Source organism: Tabrizicola piscis (assembly GCF_003940805.1).
Taxonomy (GTDB): domain Bacteria; phylum Pseudomonadota; class Alphaproteobacteria; order Rhodobacterales; family Rhodobacteraceae; genus Tabrizicola; species Tabrizicola piscis.
The window spans coordinates 2,616,592-2,635,227 of the sequence record NZ_CP034328.1 but is presented as its reverse complement, the minus strand read 5'-3'; the positions used below and the strand labels follow the sequence as shown (position 1 = coordinate 2,635,227).

Genomic DNA, 18,636 nt, shown 5'->3' with positions numbered 1-18,636 from the left:
TCCCTTCCGGCGGGCGTCAGGGGCGAAAATGCTGCAGGCCGTCGGTCAGGAAGCCTTCGGCAAGGGCCAGGGTGCCTTGGGTATAGGCGGCCCCGCCCAAGGATTGGGCGGTGTCGCTATCGGCGCGGGTGGCAAGCCAGGCGGTCAGAAGCACGCGGCGCAGGAAGATCATCGCCGGGATCATCGCGCAGTCTTCGGGGCGCAGGCGGGCGATGCGGGTATAGCCGTCGCACCAGCGGGCGATCAGGTCGGGCAGGCGAGGGTCGGTTTCGATGAAGGACAGGGCCGAGGCAAGGTCGTAGACCCACCAGCCAAAGCCGCAATCGTCAAAGTCGATGGCGGTCAGGCCTTGGGTGTCCACCATCAGGTTGGCCAGCCTCAGGTCGGCGTGGATCAGGCCAAAGGTCTCTGGTCCGGTGCCATAGGCGTGCAGTTGGTCGGCAAGGGTATCGGTCGCGCGGGTCAGAAGGGCCTTGCCCGCCACATCCAGCCCCGGCGCCTGCAGCCAGTGGCCCCAATGCGGCTGGGGGCCAAGGATCGTCTGGACGTCCCAGCGCTTGCGGGCAAAGCCCGTGGGCCGCGTCCAGCCCCGCGACTGCAGGTGCAGCCGCGCGGTGATCTCGCCCAAAGGGGCAAACCATTGCGCCAGATCGTCGCCGGGCTGCAGTTCCTGCCCGTCGATCGGTGCGAAGCCGACGATGAAGCGGCCCTGCACTTCGGTCACCAGCCCCTGCGCGCCCGCAACCGGCCGCACGGCGCGCAGGCCGGGCAAATCCTGCAACGCCGTCAGCCAGGCGAGTTCGGAGGCGATCTCGGGTTTCGTGTGATAGCCTTGGCGGTGAAGGCGCAGGATCAGGTCACCGGCGCGCCAGGTCTCATTCTCGGAGCGGTTGAGAAGGGTCAGGGGCGTATCTGCGGGCAAGCCGTACAGCGGCAAGGCGCGAACAAGGGTGTCAGACATCCCCGCCCCGCCGCAGCAGGTAGATGTCCATGATCCAGCCATGCTCTGCCCTCAGGCGTGCGCGGGTGGCAAGGATTTCGTCGCTGACCTGCGCAAGGGGGCCGTGGATCAGCGTTTCCTCGGGCATTCCGACATAGGCGCCCCACCAGATGGTGGTGTTGGCGGGGTCGATGGCGGTGAAAGCCCCGCCCTTGTCCAGCATGACCGCGAGGCTGGTGGTGCCCTCCGGCCAACCATGGTCACGCAACTGGCGGCCGGTGGTGATGGTGACCGGCGCGGCGAGGGTGTTGAGCGGGATCGCATGGGCCGCCGTCAGGACCTGCAGGCTGGTAATGCCGGGGATCACCTTGACCGATACGCCCGGCAGACGGGCGGCGATGCGCAGGGTGCTGTCGTAAAGCGAGGGGTCGCCCCAGACCATCAGCGCGACGGTGCCTCCGCTTGGCAGGCGGGGGGTGATGGCGTCCTTCCAGACCCGCGCGATTGCATCGTGCCAGTCATTCACCGCGCCAAGATAGTCGGTCTGGTCGGCGCGGGTCGGCACATCATAGGTCGCGACCGGGACGGGCGCGGTCAGGACGCGCGACAGGATCAGTTCCCGCACCTCGGCAAGGTCAGACTTCGCGGCACCCTTCTTCGGGATCAGGATCAAGTCAGCCCCGTTCAGCGCCTGAACCGCCTGCGCGGTCAGGTGGTCGGGGTTGCCCGTGCCGATACCGATAAGGAAAAGCGTGATCATGGACCGGCTTTAGAAAGCGGCGCTGCCCTTGGCAAGGCCGGGCGTGGGGGAGTGGGGCGGCCTCCTCGTGCGACTTCGTCTTCTCGTCAGCGGATAGCCCGCGAGGAGTGACGCAGTCATCGACGAGCGACGCGGGGCCGCCCCGGTTTCAGATCAGGCCGCGTAAAGGCGCGGGGTGACGAGGGACGAGCCCTGACCCTTGATCGCCTTGGCCAGACCAAGAACGGCCAGATCGGCCAAAGGCTCGATCAGGACGACGGCCATATAGGCCACCCCGAAGGTGCCGATGGCGGCAAGGTTTTCCGCCCCGAAGCCCGCGCCATAGACCGCCCAGAAGGCAACCCAGGCCACGACGCCGCCCTGATAGACCGTCGATAGCGCCAGCACCTGACTGTATTTCAGGTCCACATAGGCCGTGCCCGGCGCGATGATCCGCTTGGCCAGTGCGTGGAGCGCGAACAGCGGAACCAGCAGCGTGGTCAGGTTCATCCCGTATTGCGGCAGATCGAAGGGCGCGAAGAACAGCCCCTGGATCAACAATCCCGCCGCCAGCCCGATCGCCGCAGGCCCCGCCCCAAGGATCAGGAACAGGGTGGAGCCAAGGATGAAGTGCACCTCGCTGATGCCGATGGCGAAATGCGGCATCACCTCGAAGAAGATGAAGACGCCGATGGTGGCGATGACCGCCCGCGCCGCGACCGAAGCGATGCCGCTTTGCCGGGTCGCCTTGGCGATATGATAAAGGGCTGTGCTCCCTGCCGCAGCGGCAGTGGCATAGCTGAGCGCGATCTTTGCCCCGTCAACGAGGCCCGGTTCAATATGCATAAGTCCCTCCTGTCCGTCACACCCGACGGCGGTTGTTTCTTTTGCAGGGCCGGTCTCCTGGCTGGCGGATCGTGGCGGGTCCCTCACCTTCCCGCCCCTGAGGGGCAGTGGCTTTGCTGGAACCCGCTCACCGCTGACAGTCGCGGGGGCGGCTGATGACACGGGCTCCCATTCGGGTAAGCCCGCTCCTCATTCCCGTTTCAGTCCCGGCGCTTTGCGCCTTGGTGGGACACCTTGCCCACCCTGTCTGCGCCCGGGACAGCGTTCGGTCAAGGAAGAAGGCGACGGGGCAGGATCAGTCTGCGACACCGTCTGCCAAAGCGCCGTAGATGATCAGCCCGGGAAGGGGGCTGCGGTCCTGCGCAAGGGTTTCGGCAAGGGCCGAAACGGTTGACCGGTGCAGGCGCTGGTCGGGGGTGGACACCGCCTCGGCCAGAAGCGCGGGCGTGTCGGGCGACAGGCCGTGGGCGATCAGCGCGGCGGCGAGGGCGGGGAACGTGCGCTTGCCCATGAAGACCACGGTGGTGGCCCCGGGGTCGGCGAGCGCGGGCAGGTTCAGCCCCGGCGGCAGGTTGCCGCTGGTATCGGCGGCAGTGATGAACTGCACTCGTTGCGCATGGCCGCGCCGCGTCAGCGGGATGCCCGCCGCAGCGGCGGCGGCCGAGGCCGAGGTGACGCCGGGCACGATCTCGCACCCGATCCCGGCGGCGTGAAGGGCTGTCAGCTCCTCCTCCAGCCGCCCGAAGATGCCGCTGTCCCCCGACTTCAACCGCACGACCTTTGCTCCGGTCAAGGCATAGTCCACCAGCAGTCGGCTGACATGATCCTGCTTTGGCGAGGCGCGACCAGCGCGCTTGCCCACCCCCACAAGGTCGGCCCCCGGCCTTGCCAGCGCAAGGATGGGACCGGACGACAGGTCATCGAACAGGATCGCATCCGCCGCCTGCAGCGCCTTGACGGCGCGCACGGTCAGAAGGTCAGGGTCGCCGGGCCCGGCAGAAACAAAGGTGACGAAGCCGGTCATCGCAAGCCTGCAATCAGGTGGAAATAGGTGCCGGTCGATAGCCCGCCCCCTGACTGGAGTCGATAGGACCCGGTTTCAGGCACGACGGCCCCGGTGGCATCGGTCACTTGCGCAAGGGGGGCATCGGGCTGGTCAAGGATGGTGGAGTAGTGAAACTCATGCCCCGAAAGCGCCGCCCCCGCCGCCTGCCCGGGGATCTTCGCTGCCAGCAGGGCCCGGCGGTAGCCCAGATGCATCTTCCGGTTGGCATAACTGGTGACCAACCCCAGCAGCCCCGCCATCCGGTGGCGTGTGCCGTCCTTGTCCACCAGCGCTTCGCCCATCGCCATATACCCACCGCATTCGCCATGCACGGGCTTCGTCTCGGCAAAGGCCTGCAGCCCGGCGCGAAACCCCTCAGCCGCAGCCAAAGCGCCCGCGTGCAGTTCCGGATACCCGCCCGGCAGCCAGCAGACATCGGCGCTGGGGTCCGGCCCCTGATCGGCGAGGGGCGAGAACGGCAGCACTTCTGCCCCCGCCGCGCGCCAGCCGTGCAAAAGATGCGGATAGACAAAGCTGAACGCGGCATCCCGCGCCAGGGCGATCCGCTGGCCGGGTGGGGTGATCCTTGCCGCAGGGGCTGCCTGCGTCGTGGTCGCGGCGGCGGCAATCAGGGCGTCCAGATCCACCCCTTCGCGCATCAAAGCGGCGGCCTCGGTGATCAGGGCCTGCAGGGCGGGCTGCTCTTCGGCCTGCACCAGACCCAGATGCCGCTCGGGCATCGCAATCGCCGCGCGCTTGGGCAGGACGCCAAGGACGGTCAACCCTGCTTCCTCCATTCCCTTGCGCACCAGCGCCTCGTGCCGTGGGCTGGCGATCCGGTTCAGGATCACCCCGGCCACCTGCACCCCCGGCCGGAACCGCGCGAGCCCCAGCGCCACCGCCGCCGCGGTCTGCGCCTGACCGCTTGCGTCGATCACCACGACCACCGGCCAGCCCATCCGCACCGCGAGATCCGCCGTCGCGCCATTCCCGCAGCCACCGGGCGCGGCCACCCCGTCAAACAAACCCATCGACCCTTCCGCAAGGATCAGATCGGCCCCCACCGCCTGAGCCAGAAGCCCGTCCAGCATCGCCCCCGGCATCGCCCAGCTGTCCAGATTGTACGACCAGCGCCCCGACGCCGCCCGATGAAACGCCGGATCAATGTAGTCGGGCCCATTCTTGAAAGGCTGCACTACCAACCCCCGGTCCCGCAGCGCCGCCAGAAGGCCCAGCATGACCGTGGTCTTGCCGGTGCCAGACGCAGGAGCCGAAATGACCAGTCCCGGGGGAAGTGCCGCCAAACTCATGACCCCGTCCCCGGAAAGCGCGGATGCGTGCCGACCGGCCGATAGCGGCGGTCATAGTCGCCCGCGTAAAGCCGGCTCTCCTCAAACCCCTCCTGCGCCAGTGCCGGGCCGATCAGGATCAGCGCCGTCCGCTCCACTTCCTCCGGCACCGCGCCCTGCAGCGTGGCCAGTGTCGCCCGGATCACCCGCTGATCCGGCCAACTTGCCCGCCAGACCACCGCCACCGGGCAGTCGGCTCCGTAGTGGGGCACAAGCTCCGCCACCAGCTTGTCGATCAGATGCACCGACAGGTGCAGCGCCAGCGTCGCCCCCGTCGCGCCAAAAGCCGCCAAGGTCTCGCGCTCCGGCATCTGGGTCGCCCGCCCCTCGACGCGGGTCAGCACCACCGACTGCGCTAGGCCGGGCAGCGTCAACTCCACCCCAAGTGCCGCCGCCGCCGCCGCAAAGGACGGCACCCCCGGGGTCACATCATAAGGAATGCCAAGGTCACGCAACCGCCGAAGCTGTTCCCCCATCGCCGACCAGACCGACAGGTCCCCCGAATGCAGCCGCGCCACATCCTGCCCGGCGGCATGCGCCACCGCAATCTCGGCCATGATCTCATCCAGCGACAAGGGTGCCGTGTTCACGATCCGACACCCCGGCGGACAATGCGCCAGCACCCCCTCCGGCACCAGCGAGCCCGCATAGAGACAGACCGGAGACGCGGCAATCAGATCCCGCCCCCGCAGCGTCAGCAGATCCGCCGCCCCCGGCCCCGCCCCGATGAAATGGACCGTCATCCCGCCCCCCCGCAAGGCCCGAGCCCTGCATTTGCTCTTTTCCCAAATACTCCCCGCGCGGAGCGCCCGCCCAAGCCGGTTGCGCGCCCTTCGCGCGCAGAGGCGAGACAAAAGGTACGCGCCGCAAGGCGCTCAATCTGACAACCGCCAGCCACGGGCTTCACGCCAGCCCCTCCGCAATCGCCGCCGTCGCCGTCCCGTCCGCCGACACCGCCCGCGGCCCCCGCAATCGCGCCCCCGGCCCCGCCGCCGCTAGCGCCGCCGCTTCTGCCACCGACCCCGTGCAATACAACGCCGCCACGCGGTCGGACTGCGTCATCACCGCCTGCTCGGCCAGCGCCTCTGGCTCCAGCGACACCACAGGCAGCCCCAGCGCCGCCGACAAGCCGGCCAACCCCTCCGCCTTCGCGGCCGCAGTCGCCAGATGTGTCACCCCCGCCGCCCCTCCTGCCCGCGCCAGCGCGTCCTGCAGCGCGCCCGTGGTCGCGCCGGACCGGAACCCGAACCCCGCGACGATCATCGCACCACGCTCCATTGCAGGATTGGCAAGCTGGACCGCCAGCCGCGCTTGCGGCCGATGGCGGCGGGCTCGGACAACTCGATCTTCAGAAGGCTCCCCCCGTGCCGCGCCGACCAGCCCAGCACCAGCGCCTCGGTCTCCAGCGTCACTGCGTTCATCACCAACCGGCAGCCCGCGGGTATCACCTCCCACAGCCGCCCCAGCACGGTCTCTGACGCCCCGCCCCCGACGAACACGGCATCCGGGACCGGCAAACCGTCCAGCCCCTCCGGCACCCGCGCATCCACCAGATCATACCTATGCGCCAAGCCAAATGCCGCCGCATTCCCCCGCGCCCGCGCGGCGCGCACCGGGTCCGCCTCCAGCGCCACCACGCGCGCCCCGCCCGCCAGCAGCCATTCGATCCCGACCGACCCAGACCCCGCGCCGATGTCCCAAAGCACCTCCCCCGACAGGGGGGCCAGCGCCGACAGGGTCAGCGCGCGCACCGGACGCTTGGTGATCTGCCCGTCATGGTCAAACAAGGCATCGTCCAGGCCCGAGGCACGTGGCAGTCCGGGATCACTGGCCTCGATGGCCACCGAAACCGGGGCGCTTGCCGCGTCAGGGACCCCGAAGGTGATCCGTTCTGACGGCCCACCCAGCCGTTCCAAAACCACCAGCCGCGCCGAAGCGTGACCGTTCGCGGCAAGCCAGGCCGCCAGTTCCCCCACCGCCGCCCCGTCGCGCAAGGTGCAGATCGCCCGCACCCCCCGCCCCAACACCGGGCGCAGCCGGGCAAAGGGGGCGGCATGCAGGCCAAGGCAGAGCACCTCCTCCAGCCGCCAACCCAAACGGTTCGCGGCCAGCTGGAAGGTGGACAAGGCGGGATGTGACACCCATTCCCCCGGCTGCAGTTGCGCCATCAGGCTGCCGCCCGCCCCAAACCAGAACGGATCGCCCGACGCCAGCACCACAACCGCCCGCCCCCGCAGCGCCAGCACCGGCCCTGTGTCAAACGGCACCGGCCACGCCTGCCCCCGCCCCGCAGCGCCGACCAGCGCCAGATGTCGCGGCCCGCCAAAGATCACCTCCGCCCGGCGCAGTGCTTCATGGCTTGCGGGCGACAGGCCCTCCGGTCCATCTTCACCCAGCCCGATCAGGGTCAGCCAGGGATTATCCCAAGGATTACCCATGACACGCATCCTCCTCCTCGGCGGCACGACCGAGGCGAACCTGATGGCAAAGGCCATTGCCGATGCTGGTCTTGCCGGAGTCTATTCCTACGCCGGCCGGACCGAGGCGCCGATGGGCCAGCCGATCCACATGCGCATGGGCGGTTTCGGCGGGGTGGAGGGGCTGCGAACCTACCTTGTTGACCAAGCGATCACTCATGTGATCGACGCCACCCACCCCTTCGCCGCGCAGATGAGCGCCAATGCCGTCGCCGCCTGCACCGCAACCGGCACGCCCCTGATCGCGCTGGAGCGCGCGCCCTGGGTGGCGGGTGAAGGCGACCGCTGGACCCATGTCCCCGACATCCCCGCCGCCGTCACTGCCCTTGCTGGCCCGCCGCAGCGCGTGTTCCTTGCTATCGGTCGCCAGCACCTTGAGCCCTTCGCAGGTCAGCCCCAGCACCATTACCTTCTGCGATTGGTGGACCCTCCGACCACCCCCCTGCCCCTTCCCCAGGCGCAGGTGGTGGTGGCGCGCGGCCCCTTCGACGTGGCGGGCGACACCGCCCTCCTGCAGTCGCATGCCACGCAGGTCGTCGTCGCCAAGAACGCCGGCGGCAAAGGTGCCGTCGCCAAGATTGCCGCCGCCCGCGCCCTCGGTCTGCCGGTCCTGATGATCGACCGCCCGCAGATCCCACCGCGCCCGGTCGCGCGTAGCGTCAAGGACGTCATGGCCTGGCTGGGCTAAGGGAACACTCGTCGAGCACTTCGTGCACTCCTCGCGCGCAAACTCCGAGGAGGTCACGCAGTGAACGACAAGGGGGTGCGGGCTCATCCAGCACTCCTTGGCGAATAGACAAAGCGCCCGACCCGGCGGGTGGCGGAATTGCCGACGATCACCACCGTGCGCATATCCGCCATCTCGGGCAGTGCTTCGCCAAGGGTAACCGTGACGATCCGCTGATCGGGGGTGGATACGGCGCGCGCGAAGGTGATCAGCCGATCCGCCCCACATTCGGCCCGCAGCACGTCCAGCGCCTTCGCAAACCCCTCAGGGCGGCTGGCCGAGCGGGGGTTGTAGAAGGCCATCGCAAAGTCGGCCCGGGCGGCGTGGCGCAGCCGGGTCTCGATCACCTCCCAGGGTTTCAGGTTGTCCGACAGGTTGATGCAGCAGAAATCATGACCCAAGGGCGCCCCCGCCGCCGCCGCCGCCGCCAGCATCGCGGTGATCCCCGGCAGCACCCGAATGTCCAGCGCCTGCCAGTCCTCCCGCCCCTCCAGTGCCTCAAACACCGCTGAGGCCATCGCAAACACCCCAGGATCGCCGGATGAGACGACAACCACGCGCTTGCCCGCCGCTGCCATCTCCAGCGCCGCCCGCGCACGGTCAAGCTCCACCCGGTTATCGGACGGATGCAGCATCAGCCCGGGCCGAGGGGCCACCCGCGCCACATAGGGGATGTAGCCGACCACATCCGTCGCCGCCGCAAGTGCCGTCGTGACCTCTGGCGTGACCAAAGCCTCCGCCCCCGGCCCAAGGCCCGCAATGACCAATGACCCGGTCATCGCTGCCCCCTTCTTCCCTTTGAACTTTCTCTTCTGTCCAAATATCCCACGGGGGGTCCGGGGGGTGTGAACCCCCCCGGTTCTGTCCGCAGCCAAGGGCACTGCAGGGTCATTCCGGCAACTCCGGACGACGTCCATGACCATGGACGAGGACGATCGCGAAATAGGGGCAGTCGGAGGCATCCACATCCACCAACCGTGCCACACGCTGGTTCGGCATCGTCCCGCGTTCCACCAGCCAGGCGGCGTCAAGCCGCCCCACCCGCTCCAGCGCGCGACGGACGCGGGGCAGGTTGCGGCCGGTTTTCATCACGACCAGCGCGTCGGCATTGGCCATGTGGCGGACGAGGTCCTCCTCCGGCAGGGTGCCCATCAGCACGGTCAGCACGTCATCGCCCCAGGTGATCGGCGTGTCGGTCGCGTGCCAGCAGCCGGTCATCCCGGTGATGCCGGGGATCACCTCGACCGGCACCCGGCCCTGCAGGCGGGAATGCAGGTGCATGAAGCTGCCGTAAAAGAACGGGTCGCCCTCACACAGGACCACCACATCCTCGGTCGCGGCCAAGGCTGCAAGCCGGTTCGCCCAGTCGTCATAGAACCGCGCCAGAGCGTCGGTGTATTCCGGGCTGTCAAAGGGAAGCTCGGTCGTGACCGGATATTCCATCGGGTATTCGACGGCCTCCGGGTGCAGCATCCCCTCGACGATCCGGCGGGCCTGCCCGGCACGGCCTTCCTTGCGGAAATAGGCGATGTGGCGGGCCGACCCGATCACCCGCGCGGCGCGCAGGCTCATCAGGTCGGGATCACCGGGGCCGAGGCCCGCACAGATGACCTTGCCGCTGATCGGGGCCATGGTCATTCCTTCCGGCTCGCAAGCGCGTTGATCGCGGCCACGGTGATCGCCGACCCGCCAAGGCGGCCCTTCACGATGACCGACGGCACCGGCGGGGCAGCCATCAGCGCATCCTTGGATTCCGCCGCGCCAACAAAGCCAACCGGACAACCGACAATCGCGGCAGGCCGGGGACAGGCGGGATCTTCCAGCATGTTGAGCAAGTGGAACAGCGCCGTGGGCGCGTTGCCGATGGCCACCACCGCCCCCTGCAGGTAAGGCCGCCAAAGCTCGACCGCGGCAGCCGATCGGGTGTTCCCCATACTGGCGGCAAGTGCCGGTACGGCGGGATCCTGCAAGGTGCAGATGATCCGGTTTTCGGCGGGCAGGCGCTTTTTAGTGATGCCTTCGCTGACCATGCGGACGTCGCACAGGATTGGCGCGCCAGCCTCCAGCGCTGCGCGGGCGGCAATCGCCATGCCGGGGGAAAACTGGATATGGGGGGCAAGATCCACCATTCCGGCGGCGTGGATCATGCGGACGGCGACGATCTCTTCCTCGGGGGTGAAGCGGGCAAGGGCGGCCTCGGCCCGGATCATGGCGAAGGATTGCAGATAGATCGCTGCGCCGTCGGTTTCATAGAGGTGGGGCATTTGGGGCCTTCGTATGGTCGGGCAGGTGATCTGGAATCGCAGATGGCATCAGGGCGCGATGCGAAGGGGTATCCTGCGCGGTGCCGCCGTGCACAAGGTCATAGCCCCTGGCAGTGGCGACCAGCGTCAGGTCCGAGACACCCGGATGCGCGCAGCCCTTGGTGCACCCCGAAACGTGGAGGCTTTTCCCCTCCGGCAGACGTGCTGCAAGGCTGCGGGCCAGGGCCCGCGTCTCGCCCAGCGCCTGCGGGCAGCCGGGCGCACCGGTACAGGCGGTGACACGCAGGATCGGGTCGGCGGGATCGGTGACAAGACCGGGAAGCTCCGGCAGGCGTGTGGCCCCGACCAGAAGCAGCATGCGCCAGGGTGTCAGGCGGATCTCATGGCCAAGGGCGGCGAGGGCCGACAGGGTTTCGGCCTGCATCTGTCCAAAGGCAAGAGCCACCAGCGCCCCATCGGGGTGCAGGCCCGGTTCCGGTTGCGGCAGCGGGGTGGCCGGGGCGGTGTCGCAGCCGGGCGGGATGATGCCACGGGCAATCAGCGCCGCCATCCGGCCGCGCCCATTGGTGACACCGCCCGAGGCAAGGAACCAGTCCGCCAGCGCCAGCGTGTCGGCGGCGAGGTCAGTGATGGGCTTGCCAAAGGGCAGGCCATCCGGCCGCAGGATCAGCCGCCCATCCGCCGCCCGCTCCACCCGGATGTCGGCAGACGCAGCCGTCAGCACCGGGCGCGGGCCGGTGTCCAGCGCGAAGCCGAACTTGCCCGGAAGGCGGGGCATCCGTGTCAGCGTGGCGGTCAGGGTGGCGGCAAGGACGGCGGTTTCAGCGTCAAGAAAGGGCGTGACAATGAGATTGCGAAGGCTTTCGGTCTCGATATCAGGGTCGATGAGGCTTTGGGCGCTGAGGTCGTCAATAAGCTTGGGGTGCGACGCCTGAGTCACGCCGCGGAGTTGCAGGTTGGCGCGGGCGGAGAGGTCGATGATCCCATTGCCATGGGTTTGGGCGGCTTCTGCGATAGCAGCGGCTTGCGCCGGGGTCAGGCTGCCAAACGGCGGACGGATGCGCACGACAAGACCGTCACCGGACAGCATCGGGCGCAGGGCACCGGGGCACCAGCCCTTGATTTCAGGCGCAGCGGTCATGCGGAGCGCCCTGGGGTTCGGGCGGTTTTCAGGTGGAGCGCGTTCCGCGCAAGCCTTTTGTCTCGCCTCTGCGCGCAAGCGCGCAACCGGCTCGGGCAGCCTCCGGCGGGGATATTTGGGCAAATGTGAAAGGCTGGATGGGTCATGCGGCACCGTCCAGCGTGGCTGCGATGGAGTTGCGGCGGGTCTGCCAGAGGCCGGCGTCGCGCAGGCGGCGGAAAAGGTCTTCCATGGCGGCAAGTGCCTGCGGGTTTTCCTGCGCGAGGAAGGCGCGGACGTCTTCGCGGCCAAGGGTGGCGTCGTGGTAGAGGTCGAAAAGGTGCGGCGGCACAACCTGGGCGAGGTGGGCAAAGGCGGCCATGTGGTCCAGCGTGGCGGCGATTTCGGCGGCCCCGCGGTAGCCGTGGGCCATCATGCCCTCCGCCCAAAGGGGATTGGCGGCGCGGGCGCGGACGGTGCGGGCGATTTCCTCGGTCAGGGTGCGGGCACGCGGATCGTCGGGGCGGGTGGCGTCGAGGTGGTAGAGGCTTGGCGTCTGGCCGCCAAGGCGGGCCACGGCGGCGGCAAAGCCTGCCGCATGTGCCGCATAGTCGGAGGCCATGAGCACATCGGTTTCGGGCAGGTCCTGGGCATGGACGAAGGCATCGGCGTTCAGGACCCGCGCTTCAAGGCCCTTGCGGTTTTCGGTGGATTGGCCGTCGGTGCCGATGGCCCAGCTTGACGCGTTCAGCCAGGCTTCGCCGGCAGCAGCGCGGGCTTCGGCAGTGAAGGTATCGGCGGCGGTGCCCATGCCAAGGCCGTATTGCCCCGGCTGCGGGCCGAAGACGCGGGGGGCGCGCAGGGTGTAGGGGTTGTCCTCGGGCGTTTCGTCACGCTGGGACAGCGCCTCTGCCCCGGCTTCGAACAGTTGGGCGAGGGTGGGGAAGACATCACGGAACAGGCCCGAGACGCGCAGGGTGACGTCGATCCTTGGCCTGCCGAGGATTGCGAGGGGGAGGATTTCGAAGCCCGACACTCGTGCCGAACCTTCGTCCCATTTCGGGACAAGGCCGGCAAGGTGGAGGGCCATCGCGAATTCCTCCCCGCTGGTGCGCATTGTGGCACTGCCCCACAGGTCCACCACCAGCCCGCGCGGATAGTCGCCGTGGTCTTGCAGGTGGCGGCGGACCAGCTCCGCGGCCAGCTTGACGCCCTGCGCATGGGCATTGCGCGACGGCACGGCGCGCGGGTCGACGGAAAAGAGGTTGCGGCCGGTGGGCAGCACATCACAGCGGCCCCGGTTGGGGGAACCTGCGGGTCCGGGGGGCACGCGGCGGCCGTTCAGCGCGCGCAGAAGGCCGTCCCGCTCCCCCTGCCCTTCGCCGAAGATGTGCAGGCCGTGGCCGAACTGGCTTTCCTTGATGTCACAGACGAAACGGTCAATCCGGGTGATGGTTTCAGCCGGGGTGGCGTCTTTGGCCAGCCCGAGGTCATCCGCGACACCGGACGCCCGGGCCTCATCCTGAATGGACGCGATCAGGCGGGTGCGGCGGGCGGGGTCAAGGCCGTCGGCGGTGGAGTATTCGTCCAAGAGACGCTCCAGCGTCGCGAGGGCGGGGGGCAGGGCGCTGGCGACCATGGGGGGTGGCAGGTGGCCAAGGGTAACAGCCCCGATCCGGCGCTTGGCCTGTGCCGCCTCACCCGGGTCGTTGACGATGAAGGGGTAGATGACAGGGGTGGGGCCGATCAGGGCTTCGGGCCAGCAGGTATCACCAAGGGCGACGGATTTGCCGGGCAGCCATTCCAGCGTGCCATGCGCGCCCATGTGGAGCAGGGCGTGGACACCTTGGGCGCGGAGCCAGAGGTAGAAGGCGACATAGGCGTGGCGCGGGGTACGCGACAGGTCATGGTAGTCGCCGTCGCGGGTCTGGACGTCGCCGCGTTCAGGTTGGAGGGCGACAAGGACCTGGCCGCGACGGGTGGCGGGGAAGTGGAACTGCCCTTGCTTGACGGATGGGTCGGCGGCGGGGTCGCCCCAGGCTTCGGTCAGCGTCTGGCGCAGGGGCTCTGGCAGGGTGTCCAGCGCGGTGAGGTAATCCGCCAGCGGCCAGGTCAGGGTCTCGGTCAGCGCCTGAGGCAGGGGGGCGCCTTCGGTGACCCCGTACCCTTCGGCAGCGAGGGTCGACAGGAGCGTTTCGGTCGAGGCGAGGGCGTCAAGACCAACGGCATGGGCCATCTGATGCGCCCGACCGGGGTAGGTGGACAGGATCAGGGCCAACTGCCGGTCAGCGGCGGGGGTCGTGGCAAGGTGGTGCCACGCCGTGACACGATCAACCACGGCCCTGATCCGCGCAGCATCAGCGCGGTGGGCGAAGCGCGAAAATTGCAGGTCAGGGTGGCGCTTGCCAGGGGATTTGTGGCTGATGAGACCGGCGAACAGGCGACCATCCACCTCGGGCAGCACGACGTGCATGGCAAGGTCGGCAGGCGACAGCCCCCGGTCGGACGCCACCCAGTCGCGGCGGCGGGCGGTGGAAAGGGCGACCTGAAACGCCGGGCAATCGGCACCGTCAAACGGGGTGGAACCGTCTGCCCCTTGCGCCGAAAAGGCAGTGGCGTTGAGGATGGCAACCGGCGGACAGGCGGCCAGATGCGCGCGCAGCCAGTCGCCCACACCCGGGGCCTTCAGGCTGGGGGCGAAAGCACCATAGGCGGCGAAGCCTGCAGCGCGCAGGGCGTCAATCAGCGCGTCAATCGGCGCGGTGTCGCCTGCGGTCAGGTAGCTGCGGTAGAAGGTGACGAGGACCGGGCCTTTGGTTGCGGGCAGCCCCCCACCCCCAGCCCCTCCCCACAGAGGGGGAGGGGAGGCGTGGGGTGTGGCGTCCTGAGCTTCTGGTTCAAAGGGATCGCGTCCCGGGCTTGACCCGGGACCACTCGTTGCGGAGGGCATGACAGGCGCGGGCCGAGGTCCCGGGTCAAGCCCGGGACGGGTGTTCAAGACGTCCGATGCGGCGATCACCCCACGCTCCGGGTCATAGAACCCCATCTGCGGCACGGTCTTGTCGCCCAGAACCGGACCGGCATAAAGCCCCGCGGCCAAGGCCAGCTGCGCCAAGGCGGCCTGCGCGGCGACCGCCCCGCCCTCATCACACAGCGCCTGCAAGCGGCGCAGGGTCGAGATCGGCAGCGTCGACAGCTCATCCAGCCGGGGGTCGGGGCGGCCATCGGCGGGCAGGATCGCCAGCGCCATGCCCTGACGACGGGCAAGGTCCTGAATGGTGGCAAGGCCATAGGGCCAATAGGCCTCGCCGCCGATCAGGCGGATGAGGATCGCCTTGGCACCGGACAGTGTCCTCTCGACATAGGTGTCGACGGAAATCGGGTGCTTCAGCGCAATGATGTTGGCCAGTCGCACCGTAGGATACCCGGTGCCCAGTTTCTGCGCCCGCTCATAGCCCGCAATGAAGGCCCCGAGATCGCTGTCGGAAAAGGACAGCACCACCAGATCGGCGGGGTCCTGACCGGGGTCGAAGGGGGCTTCGGTTTCCTCCAGCCCGTGGCTTTCACGGAAGACGACGTGCATGGCGTCAGGCCCTCCCGCATCGGCTGACGAAGGAGACCCCGCCCCGGGCCTGACCCGGGGCCTCGGGGGACGTCAGAGGTCCCGGGTCAAGCCCGGGACGCGACGGTCCTTTGACCGCCGTGCCTGCCTCTGCCTGCCACCCGACCCGTCCCACTCTGTCAGGCCCCAAGAACCTTGCGGATTGCCGCTTCGTCAATGTCGTCGTGCTCGGCGATAACCACCAGTTGCGACCGGCGGGGGGCTGTACCCCAAGGCCGGTCATACTGCATCCGCACCCGCGCGCCGACGGCTTGGACCAGCATCCGCATCGGCTTGCCGGCAACGGCAACATGGCCTTTGACGCGCAGGATCTTCTGTTCGTCGGCAAGGCGCTGGATGGCGGCGGCAAGGGCCTCGGGGTCGGTCACCTCGGGCAGGTCGATGACGATGGTGTCGAAGTCGTCATGTTCGTGGTCGTCATGGCCGTCATGGTGCGAGGGGCGGGCGGCAAGGTCATCTTCTGCCGCGGCCTTCAGGCCAAGGATCACGCGCGGGTCGATGACCCCTTCGGTCATGGACAGCATCGGGATCGGCCGCGTCATCTCGGCGGTAATGACCTCACGCGCGGTGGCAAGGCCCGCTTCGCCGGCGAGATCGGCCTTGGACAGAAGGATCAGGTCGGCACACAGGATCTGGTCCTCAAACACCTCGGAAAGCGGCGTTTCATGGTCAAGGCTGGGGTCGGCGGCGCGTTGGGCATCAACGGCGGCCACGTCAGGGGCAAAGCGGCCTGCGGCGACGGCCTCGGCATCGGCCAAGGCAATCACGCCATCCACCGTGATGCGGCTGCGGATCGCGGGCCAGTCAAAGGCCTTCAGAAGCGGCTTTGGCAAGGCAAGCCCAGAGGTTTCGATCAGGATATGGTCGGGGCGGACAGGCATCGCCATCAGGGCCTCGATCGTGGGGATGAAATCATCGGCGACGGTGCAGCAGATGCAGCCATTGGCCAGTTCCACGATGTTCTCGACCGGGCAATTGTCATCGGCGCAGGATTTCAGGATATCGCCATCGACGCCCACGGTACCGAACTCATTGACCAGAATGGCCAGCCGCTTGCCTTGCGGGTTCTGCATCAGGTGGCGGATCAGGGTGGTTTTCCCCGCGCCAAGGAAGCCGGTGATCACGGTCACGGGGATTTTGGTCAGATCGGTCATTCGGCGGCCTCATCTAGGGGGGTCAGCGGCGGGATACGGGCGATGCTTTGCTTGCGGAACACGGTCGGGCGGTCGCGCCAGGGGACGATGCCGTCAGCCGTGGCCGCGTATTTTCCAGCGCCTTCAAGGATGGCGGGGACGTCGTCAAGGGTTAGGCGGCCATAGACATAGGACCAGCCGCCGGGCTTCGTCAGCGACACGGCGCAGCCGGTGTTGCAGGCCGACAGACATTCCACCCCGACGACGCGGACGCCTGGGGGAACGCCTTCGGCAATCAGCGCGGCATGCAGCTGCGCACCGGGGGGAAGGTCCCCCTCGGGCACCGGCTCACCGGCCTTGCAGGTTGTGCAGACGTAAAGTGTAGCGCCCATTGCCGCCTGTCCTCATGGCATCGGGGCATGGGCCAGAGAGGGCGGTTTCCCGCCATCACCCGGTCGCGGAACACCCCGTCCGCCGGTTTTCCTTCGCGCTGGCAGGTCTCCCGGCTTGCGGATCCGGGGTTTCCCCCGCGGCCCCCCGCCTTCCCGGCCTGTGCCAGTGGCATTGGAGACCTCTCCGGTCACGGTCGCGGGGGCGGCTGCGCCTTGGGATTTCCACCCCTGTCGCATTCCCTCTTCGCCTGTCATAAACAGGAACCAGCGCCCGTCCACCTGTGGCGATAGACCGACCATTGTCAAGGACACGACCGACCATGACCGAGACCATTGCGACACCCGAAACCGATGACCTTGCCCGCCACGCTTCGAAAATGGCGAAGAAGAAGGCCGCGCGGGACAAGATCATGGCGGGGAAAGAGGGCGAGAAGGGTATGATCATCGTCCACACCGGGGCGGGGAAGGGCAAAAGCTCCAGCGGGTTCGGGATGATCCTGCGCTGCGTGGCGCATGGGATGCCCTGCGCGGTGGTGCAGTTCATCAAGGGGGCATGGGACACCGGGGAGCGGCGGTTGCTGACCACGCACTTCAGCGACCTCTGCCAGTTCCACGCGATGGGTGAGGGGTTCACCTGGGAAACCCAGGACAAGGCCCGAGACATCGCGGCGGCCAAGGCGGGGTGGGAGAAGGCGAAGGAGCTGATCCGCGATCCGGCGATCCGCATGGTGCTGCTGGATGAGATCAACATCGCGCTGCGCTATGACTATCTGGACCTGTCCGAGGTGTTGGCCTTCCTCGCCGAGGAAAAGCCACCCCTGACCCATGTCGTCCTGACCGGCCGGAACGCGGCGGAGGGGTTGATCGAGGCGGCGGATCTGGTGACCGAGATGACGCTGATCAAGCATCCCTTCCGGTCAGGCATCAAGGCGCAGGTGGGGGTGGAGTTCTAAGTGTCCCGGGCAGGGACCTCGCCTAGCGACAGTGATATCAAGGGCTTGCCTGCGGGCATTAACGGTTTGGCAAGACATTTCAGGGGGTAGGACATGCGGAAATTGGGTTTCACGATGGTACTGCTAGGCTTTGCACTGACCATTGGCGGCTGCGCGCCGCTGATCGTTGGCGGGGCGGTTGCGGTGGTCGCAGACGAGGCGGTGGAGCAGGACAAGGGCGGCGACGGGCTGTTCTGACCCACCCTTTGGCGGGGTGGGCGGTAGCGCCCACCCGTCGCGCATATCAGCCTAGAACATGTAGGAGACGCGGATGCCAAGCATGTCCATCGACCGCTCATATTCGGTGACATTGTCGTCACGGATGGCGTCGTAGTTCACGTCAACCCGGACCGGAAGGCCACCGCCGAGGTTTTCCCAAGCCACGCCAAGCGACAGGCCGTTTCCGGTGGCGTTGACGTTGTTTCCAGGGCCGCTTTCCACAAGGCCCCGCACCAGCACCGCGCCAAGCGAGCCGGTCAGCCGACCGCCGCCTGAAAGGTCAGTCGTCAGGGTGCCACGCAGACGCAGGATTGCGTCCACTTCGCACCACGTGGGCGATGAGCCGGTGCAGGCATCGGTGCCGCCATCGCTCATTTCATTGCCGGACATCAGGTCAAGGTTGCCTTCGACACCGTAGGCCAGCGCCCCGGCCGACGCGAAGCGATACCCTGCCGTCAGGGCAAGACCGACATCGTTGGACGAGGCTTCAAAGCCCGGGACCACCGATGAGTCGGTCGTGTTGTCGGTCACGGCAAGGCCAAGCCCAAAGTATGCTCCATCCTGCGCCATGGCCGATTGGGCGAGGGCAAGGACAAGGGCGGAGGTCGCGAGAGCAAGTTTCATGGTCGGATCCTTCAACGTGGCGCAGGGCACGGATGTGCCGAAGCTGTTCCCTTTATAGTTGCACAAATGAAGATGTTTCACATCGTCTGGCATCACAGGCGGCACCGGATTTCCGGTCGCTGTGGCAAGGATGCACGGGATGTCGGG

19 protein-coding genes and 2 riboswitches are annotated in these 18,636 nt (G+C 67.9%); of the genes, 3 read left to right on the top strand and 16 right to left on the bottom strand.

Features of this window, described 5'->3' with window-relative positions:
- Positions 1-16: 16 nt before the first annotated feature.
- The 8 genes from EI545_RS12840 to cbiE form a co-directional block, all read right to left on the bottom strand.
- Positions 17-961, bottom strand: a complete 945-nt coding sequence (locus EI545_RS12840; RefSeq protein ID WP_125325836.1) for a phosphotransferase enzyme family protein — start codon at positions 959-961, stop codon at positions 17-19.
- Positions 954-1,700 carry a precorrin-6A synthase (deacetylating) gene (cobF, locus tag EI545_RS12835; protein WP_125325835.1) on the bottom strand — a complete coding sequence of 249 codons (747 nt, stop codon included), beginning with the start codon at positions 1,698-1,700 and terminating at the stop codon, positions 954-956. Before cobF ends, EI545_RS12840 begins: the two co-directional genes overlap by 8 nt.
- 153 nt (positions 1,701-1,853) lie before the next feature.
- The gene (locus EI545_RS12830) at positions 1,854-2,525 is read right to left on the bottom strand and encodes an energy-coupling factor ABC transporter permease (RefSeq protein WP_125325834.1); all 672 of its coding nucleotides are present in this window, start codon (positions 2,523-2,525) and stop codon (positions 1,854-1,856) included.
- Between the two features lie 30 nt (positions 2,526-2,555).
- Positions 2,556-2,777, bottom strand: a riboswitch (cobalamin riboswitch).
- Positions 2,778-2,820: 43 nt separating this feature from the next.
- Positions 2,821-3,549, bottom strand: a complete 729-nt coding sequence (gene cobA, locus EI545_RS12825; RefSeq protein WP_125325833.1) for a uroporphyrinogen-III C-methyltransferase — start codon at positions 3,547-3,549, stop codon at positions 2,821-2,823.
- Complete coding sequence (locus tag EI545_RS12820; RefSeq protein ID WP_125325832.1) at positions 3,546-4,880, bottom strand: cobyrinic acid a,c-diamide synthase CobB; 1,335 nt, start codon at positions 4,878-4,880, stop codon at positions 3,546-3,548. Before EI545_RS12820 ends, cobA begins: the two co-directional genes overlap by 4 nt.
- Positions 4,877-5,662, bottom strand: coding sequence for a precorrin-4 C(11)-methyltransferase (gene cobM / locus EI545_RS12815; RefSeq protein WP_125325831.1), 786 nt, complete (start codon positions 5,660-5,662; stop codon positions 4,877-4,879). The genes EI545_RS12820 and cobM overlap by 4 nt, the downstream gene beginning before the upstream one ends.
- A 160-nt stretch (positions 5,663-5,822) precedes the next feature.
- A complete protein-coding gene (locus EI545_RS12810; RefSeq protein WP_245990004.1) occupies positions 5,823-6,197 on the bottom strand; it encodes a cobalamin biosynthesis protein in 375 nt (124 codons plus the stop codon).
- A complete protein-coding gene (cbiE, locus tag EI545_RS12805) occupies positions 6,179-7,357 on the bottom strand; it encodes a precorrin-6y C5,15-methyltransferase (decarboxylating) subunit CbiE (RefSeq protein WP_125325830.1) in 1,179 nt (392 codons plus the stop codon). Before cbiE ends, EI545_RS12810 begins: the two co-directional genes overlap by 19 nt.
- Here cbiE and EI545_RS12800 point away from each other — a divergent pair.
- Entirely contained in the window at positions 7,356-8,084 is a 729-nt protein-coding gene (locus EI545_RS12800) for a cobalt-precorrin-6A reductase (protein ID WP_125325829.1), read from the top strand. The two genes, cbiE and EI545_RS12800, sit on opposite strands and share 2 nt — an antisense overlap.
- An 83-nt stretch (positions 8,085-8,167) precedes the next feature.
- Here EI545_RS12800 and cobJ read toward each other — a convergent pair whose 3' ends face one another.
- The 7 genes from cobJ to EI545_RS12765 all read right to left on the bottom strand — a co-directional run bounded on the left by cobJ (position 8,168) and on the right by EI545_RS12765 (position 16,654).
- Positions 8,168-8,902: a precorrin-3B C(17)-methyltransferase gene (gene cobJ, locus EI545_RS12795; RefSeq protein ID WP_125325828.1), complete on the bottom strand. Its 735-nt coding sequence runs from the start codon at positions 8,900-8,902 to the stop codon at positions 8,168-8,170.
- A 109-nt stretch (positions 8,903-9,011) separates the two neighbouring features.
- Positions 9,012-9,761, bottom strand: coding sequence for a precorrin-2 C(20)-methyltransferase (locus EI545_RS12790; RefSeq protein ID WP_216842444.1), 750 nt, complete (start codon positions 9,759-9,761; stop codon positions 9,012-9,014).
- The gene (locus EI545_RS12785; protein WP_125325827.1) at positions 9,758-10,387 is read right to left on the bottom strand and encodes a precorrin-8X methylmutase; all 630 of its coding nucleotides are present in this window, start codon (positions 10,385-10,387) and stop codon (positions 9,758-9,760) included. Before EI545_RS12785 ends, EI545_RS12790 begins: the two co-directional genes overlap by 4 nt.
- Positions 10,371-11,528, bottom strand: coding sequence for a precorrin-3B synthase (gene cobG / locus EI545_RS12780; RefSeq protein ID WP_125325826.1), 1,158 nt, complete (start codon positions 11,526-11,528; stop codon positions 10,371-10,373). Before cobG ends, EI545_RS12785 begins: the two co-directional genes overlap by 17 nt.
- Positions 11,529-11,670: 142 nt before the next feature.
- Complete coding sequence (gene cobN, locus EI545_RS12775) at positions 11,671-15,090, bottom strand: cobaltochelatase subunit CobN (RefSeq protein WP_245990002.1); 3,420 nt, start codon at positions 15,088-15,090, stop codon at positions 11,671-11,673.
- Between the two features lie 158 nt (positions 15,091-15,248).
- Positions 15,249-16,283, bottom strand: a complete 1,035-nt coding sequence (gene cobW / locus EI545_RS12770; RefSeq protein ID WP_125325825.1) for a cobalamin biosynthesis protein CobW — start codon at positions 16,281-16,283, stop codon at positions 15,249-15,251.
- On the bottom strand, positions 16,280-16,654 hold the full coding sequence (locus tag EI545_RS12765) for a DUF1636 family protein (protein ID WP_125325824.1): 375 nt from the start codon (positions 16,652-16,654) through the stop codon (positions 16,280-16,282). Before EI545_RS12765 ends, cobW begins: the two co-directional genes overlap by 4 nt.
- An 83-nt stretch (positions 16,655-16,737) precedes the next feature.
- Positions 16,738-16,938: riboswitch (cobalamin riboswitch) on the bottom strand.
- Positions 16,939-16,974: 36 nt separating this feature from the next.
- On the opposite strand from EI545_RS12765, the gene cobO reads away from it, so the two are divergent.
- Positions 16,975-17,607 carry a cob(I)yrinic acid a,c-diamide adenosyltransferase gene (cobO, locus tag EI545_RS12760; RefSeq protein WP_125325823.1) on the top strand — a complete coding sequence of 211 codons (633 nt, stop codon included), beginning with the start codon at positions 16,975-16,977 and terminating at the stop codon, positions 17,605-17,607.
- 93 nt (positions 17,608-17,700) lie between these two features.
- Positions 17,701-17,844, top strand: coding sequence for a hypothetical protein (locus EI545_RS21370; RefSeq protein ID WP_164517291.1), 144 nt, complete (start codon positions 17,701-17,703; stop codon positions 17,842-17,844).
- Between the two features lie 51 nt (positions 17,845-17,895).
- Here EI545_RS21370 and EI545_RS12755 read toward each other — a convergent pair whose 3' ends face one another.
- Positions 17,896-18,489: an outer membrane beta-barrel protein gene (locus EI545_RS12755; RefSeq protein ID WP_125325822.1), complete on the bottom strand. Its 594-nt coding sequence runs from the start codon at positions 18,487-18,489 to the stop codon at positions 17,896-17,898.
- Positions 18,490-18,636 lie beyond the last annotated feature (147 nt).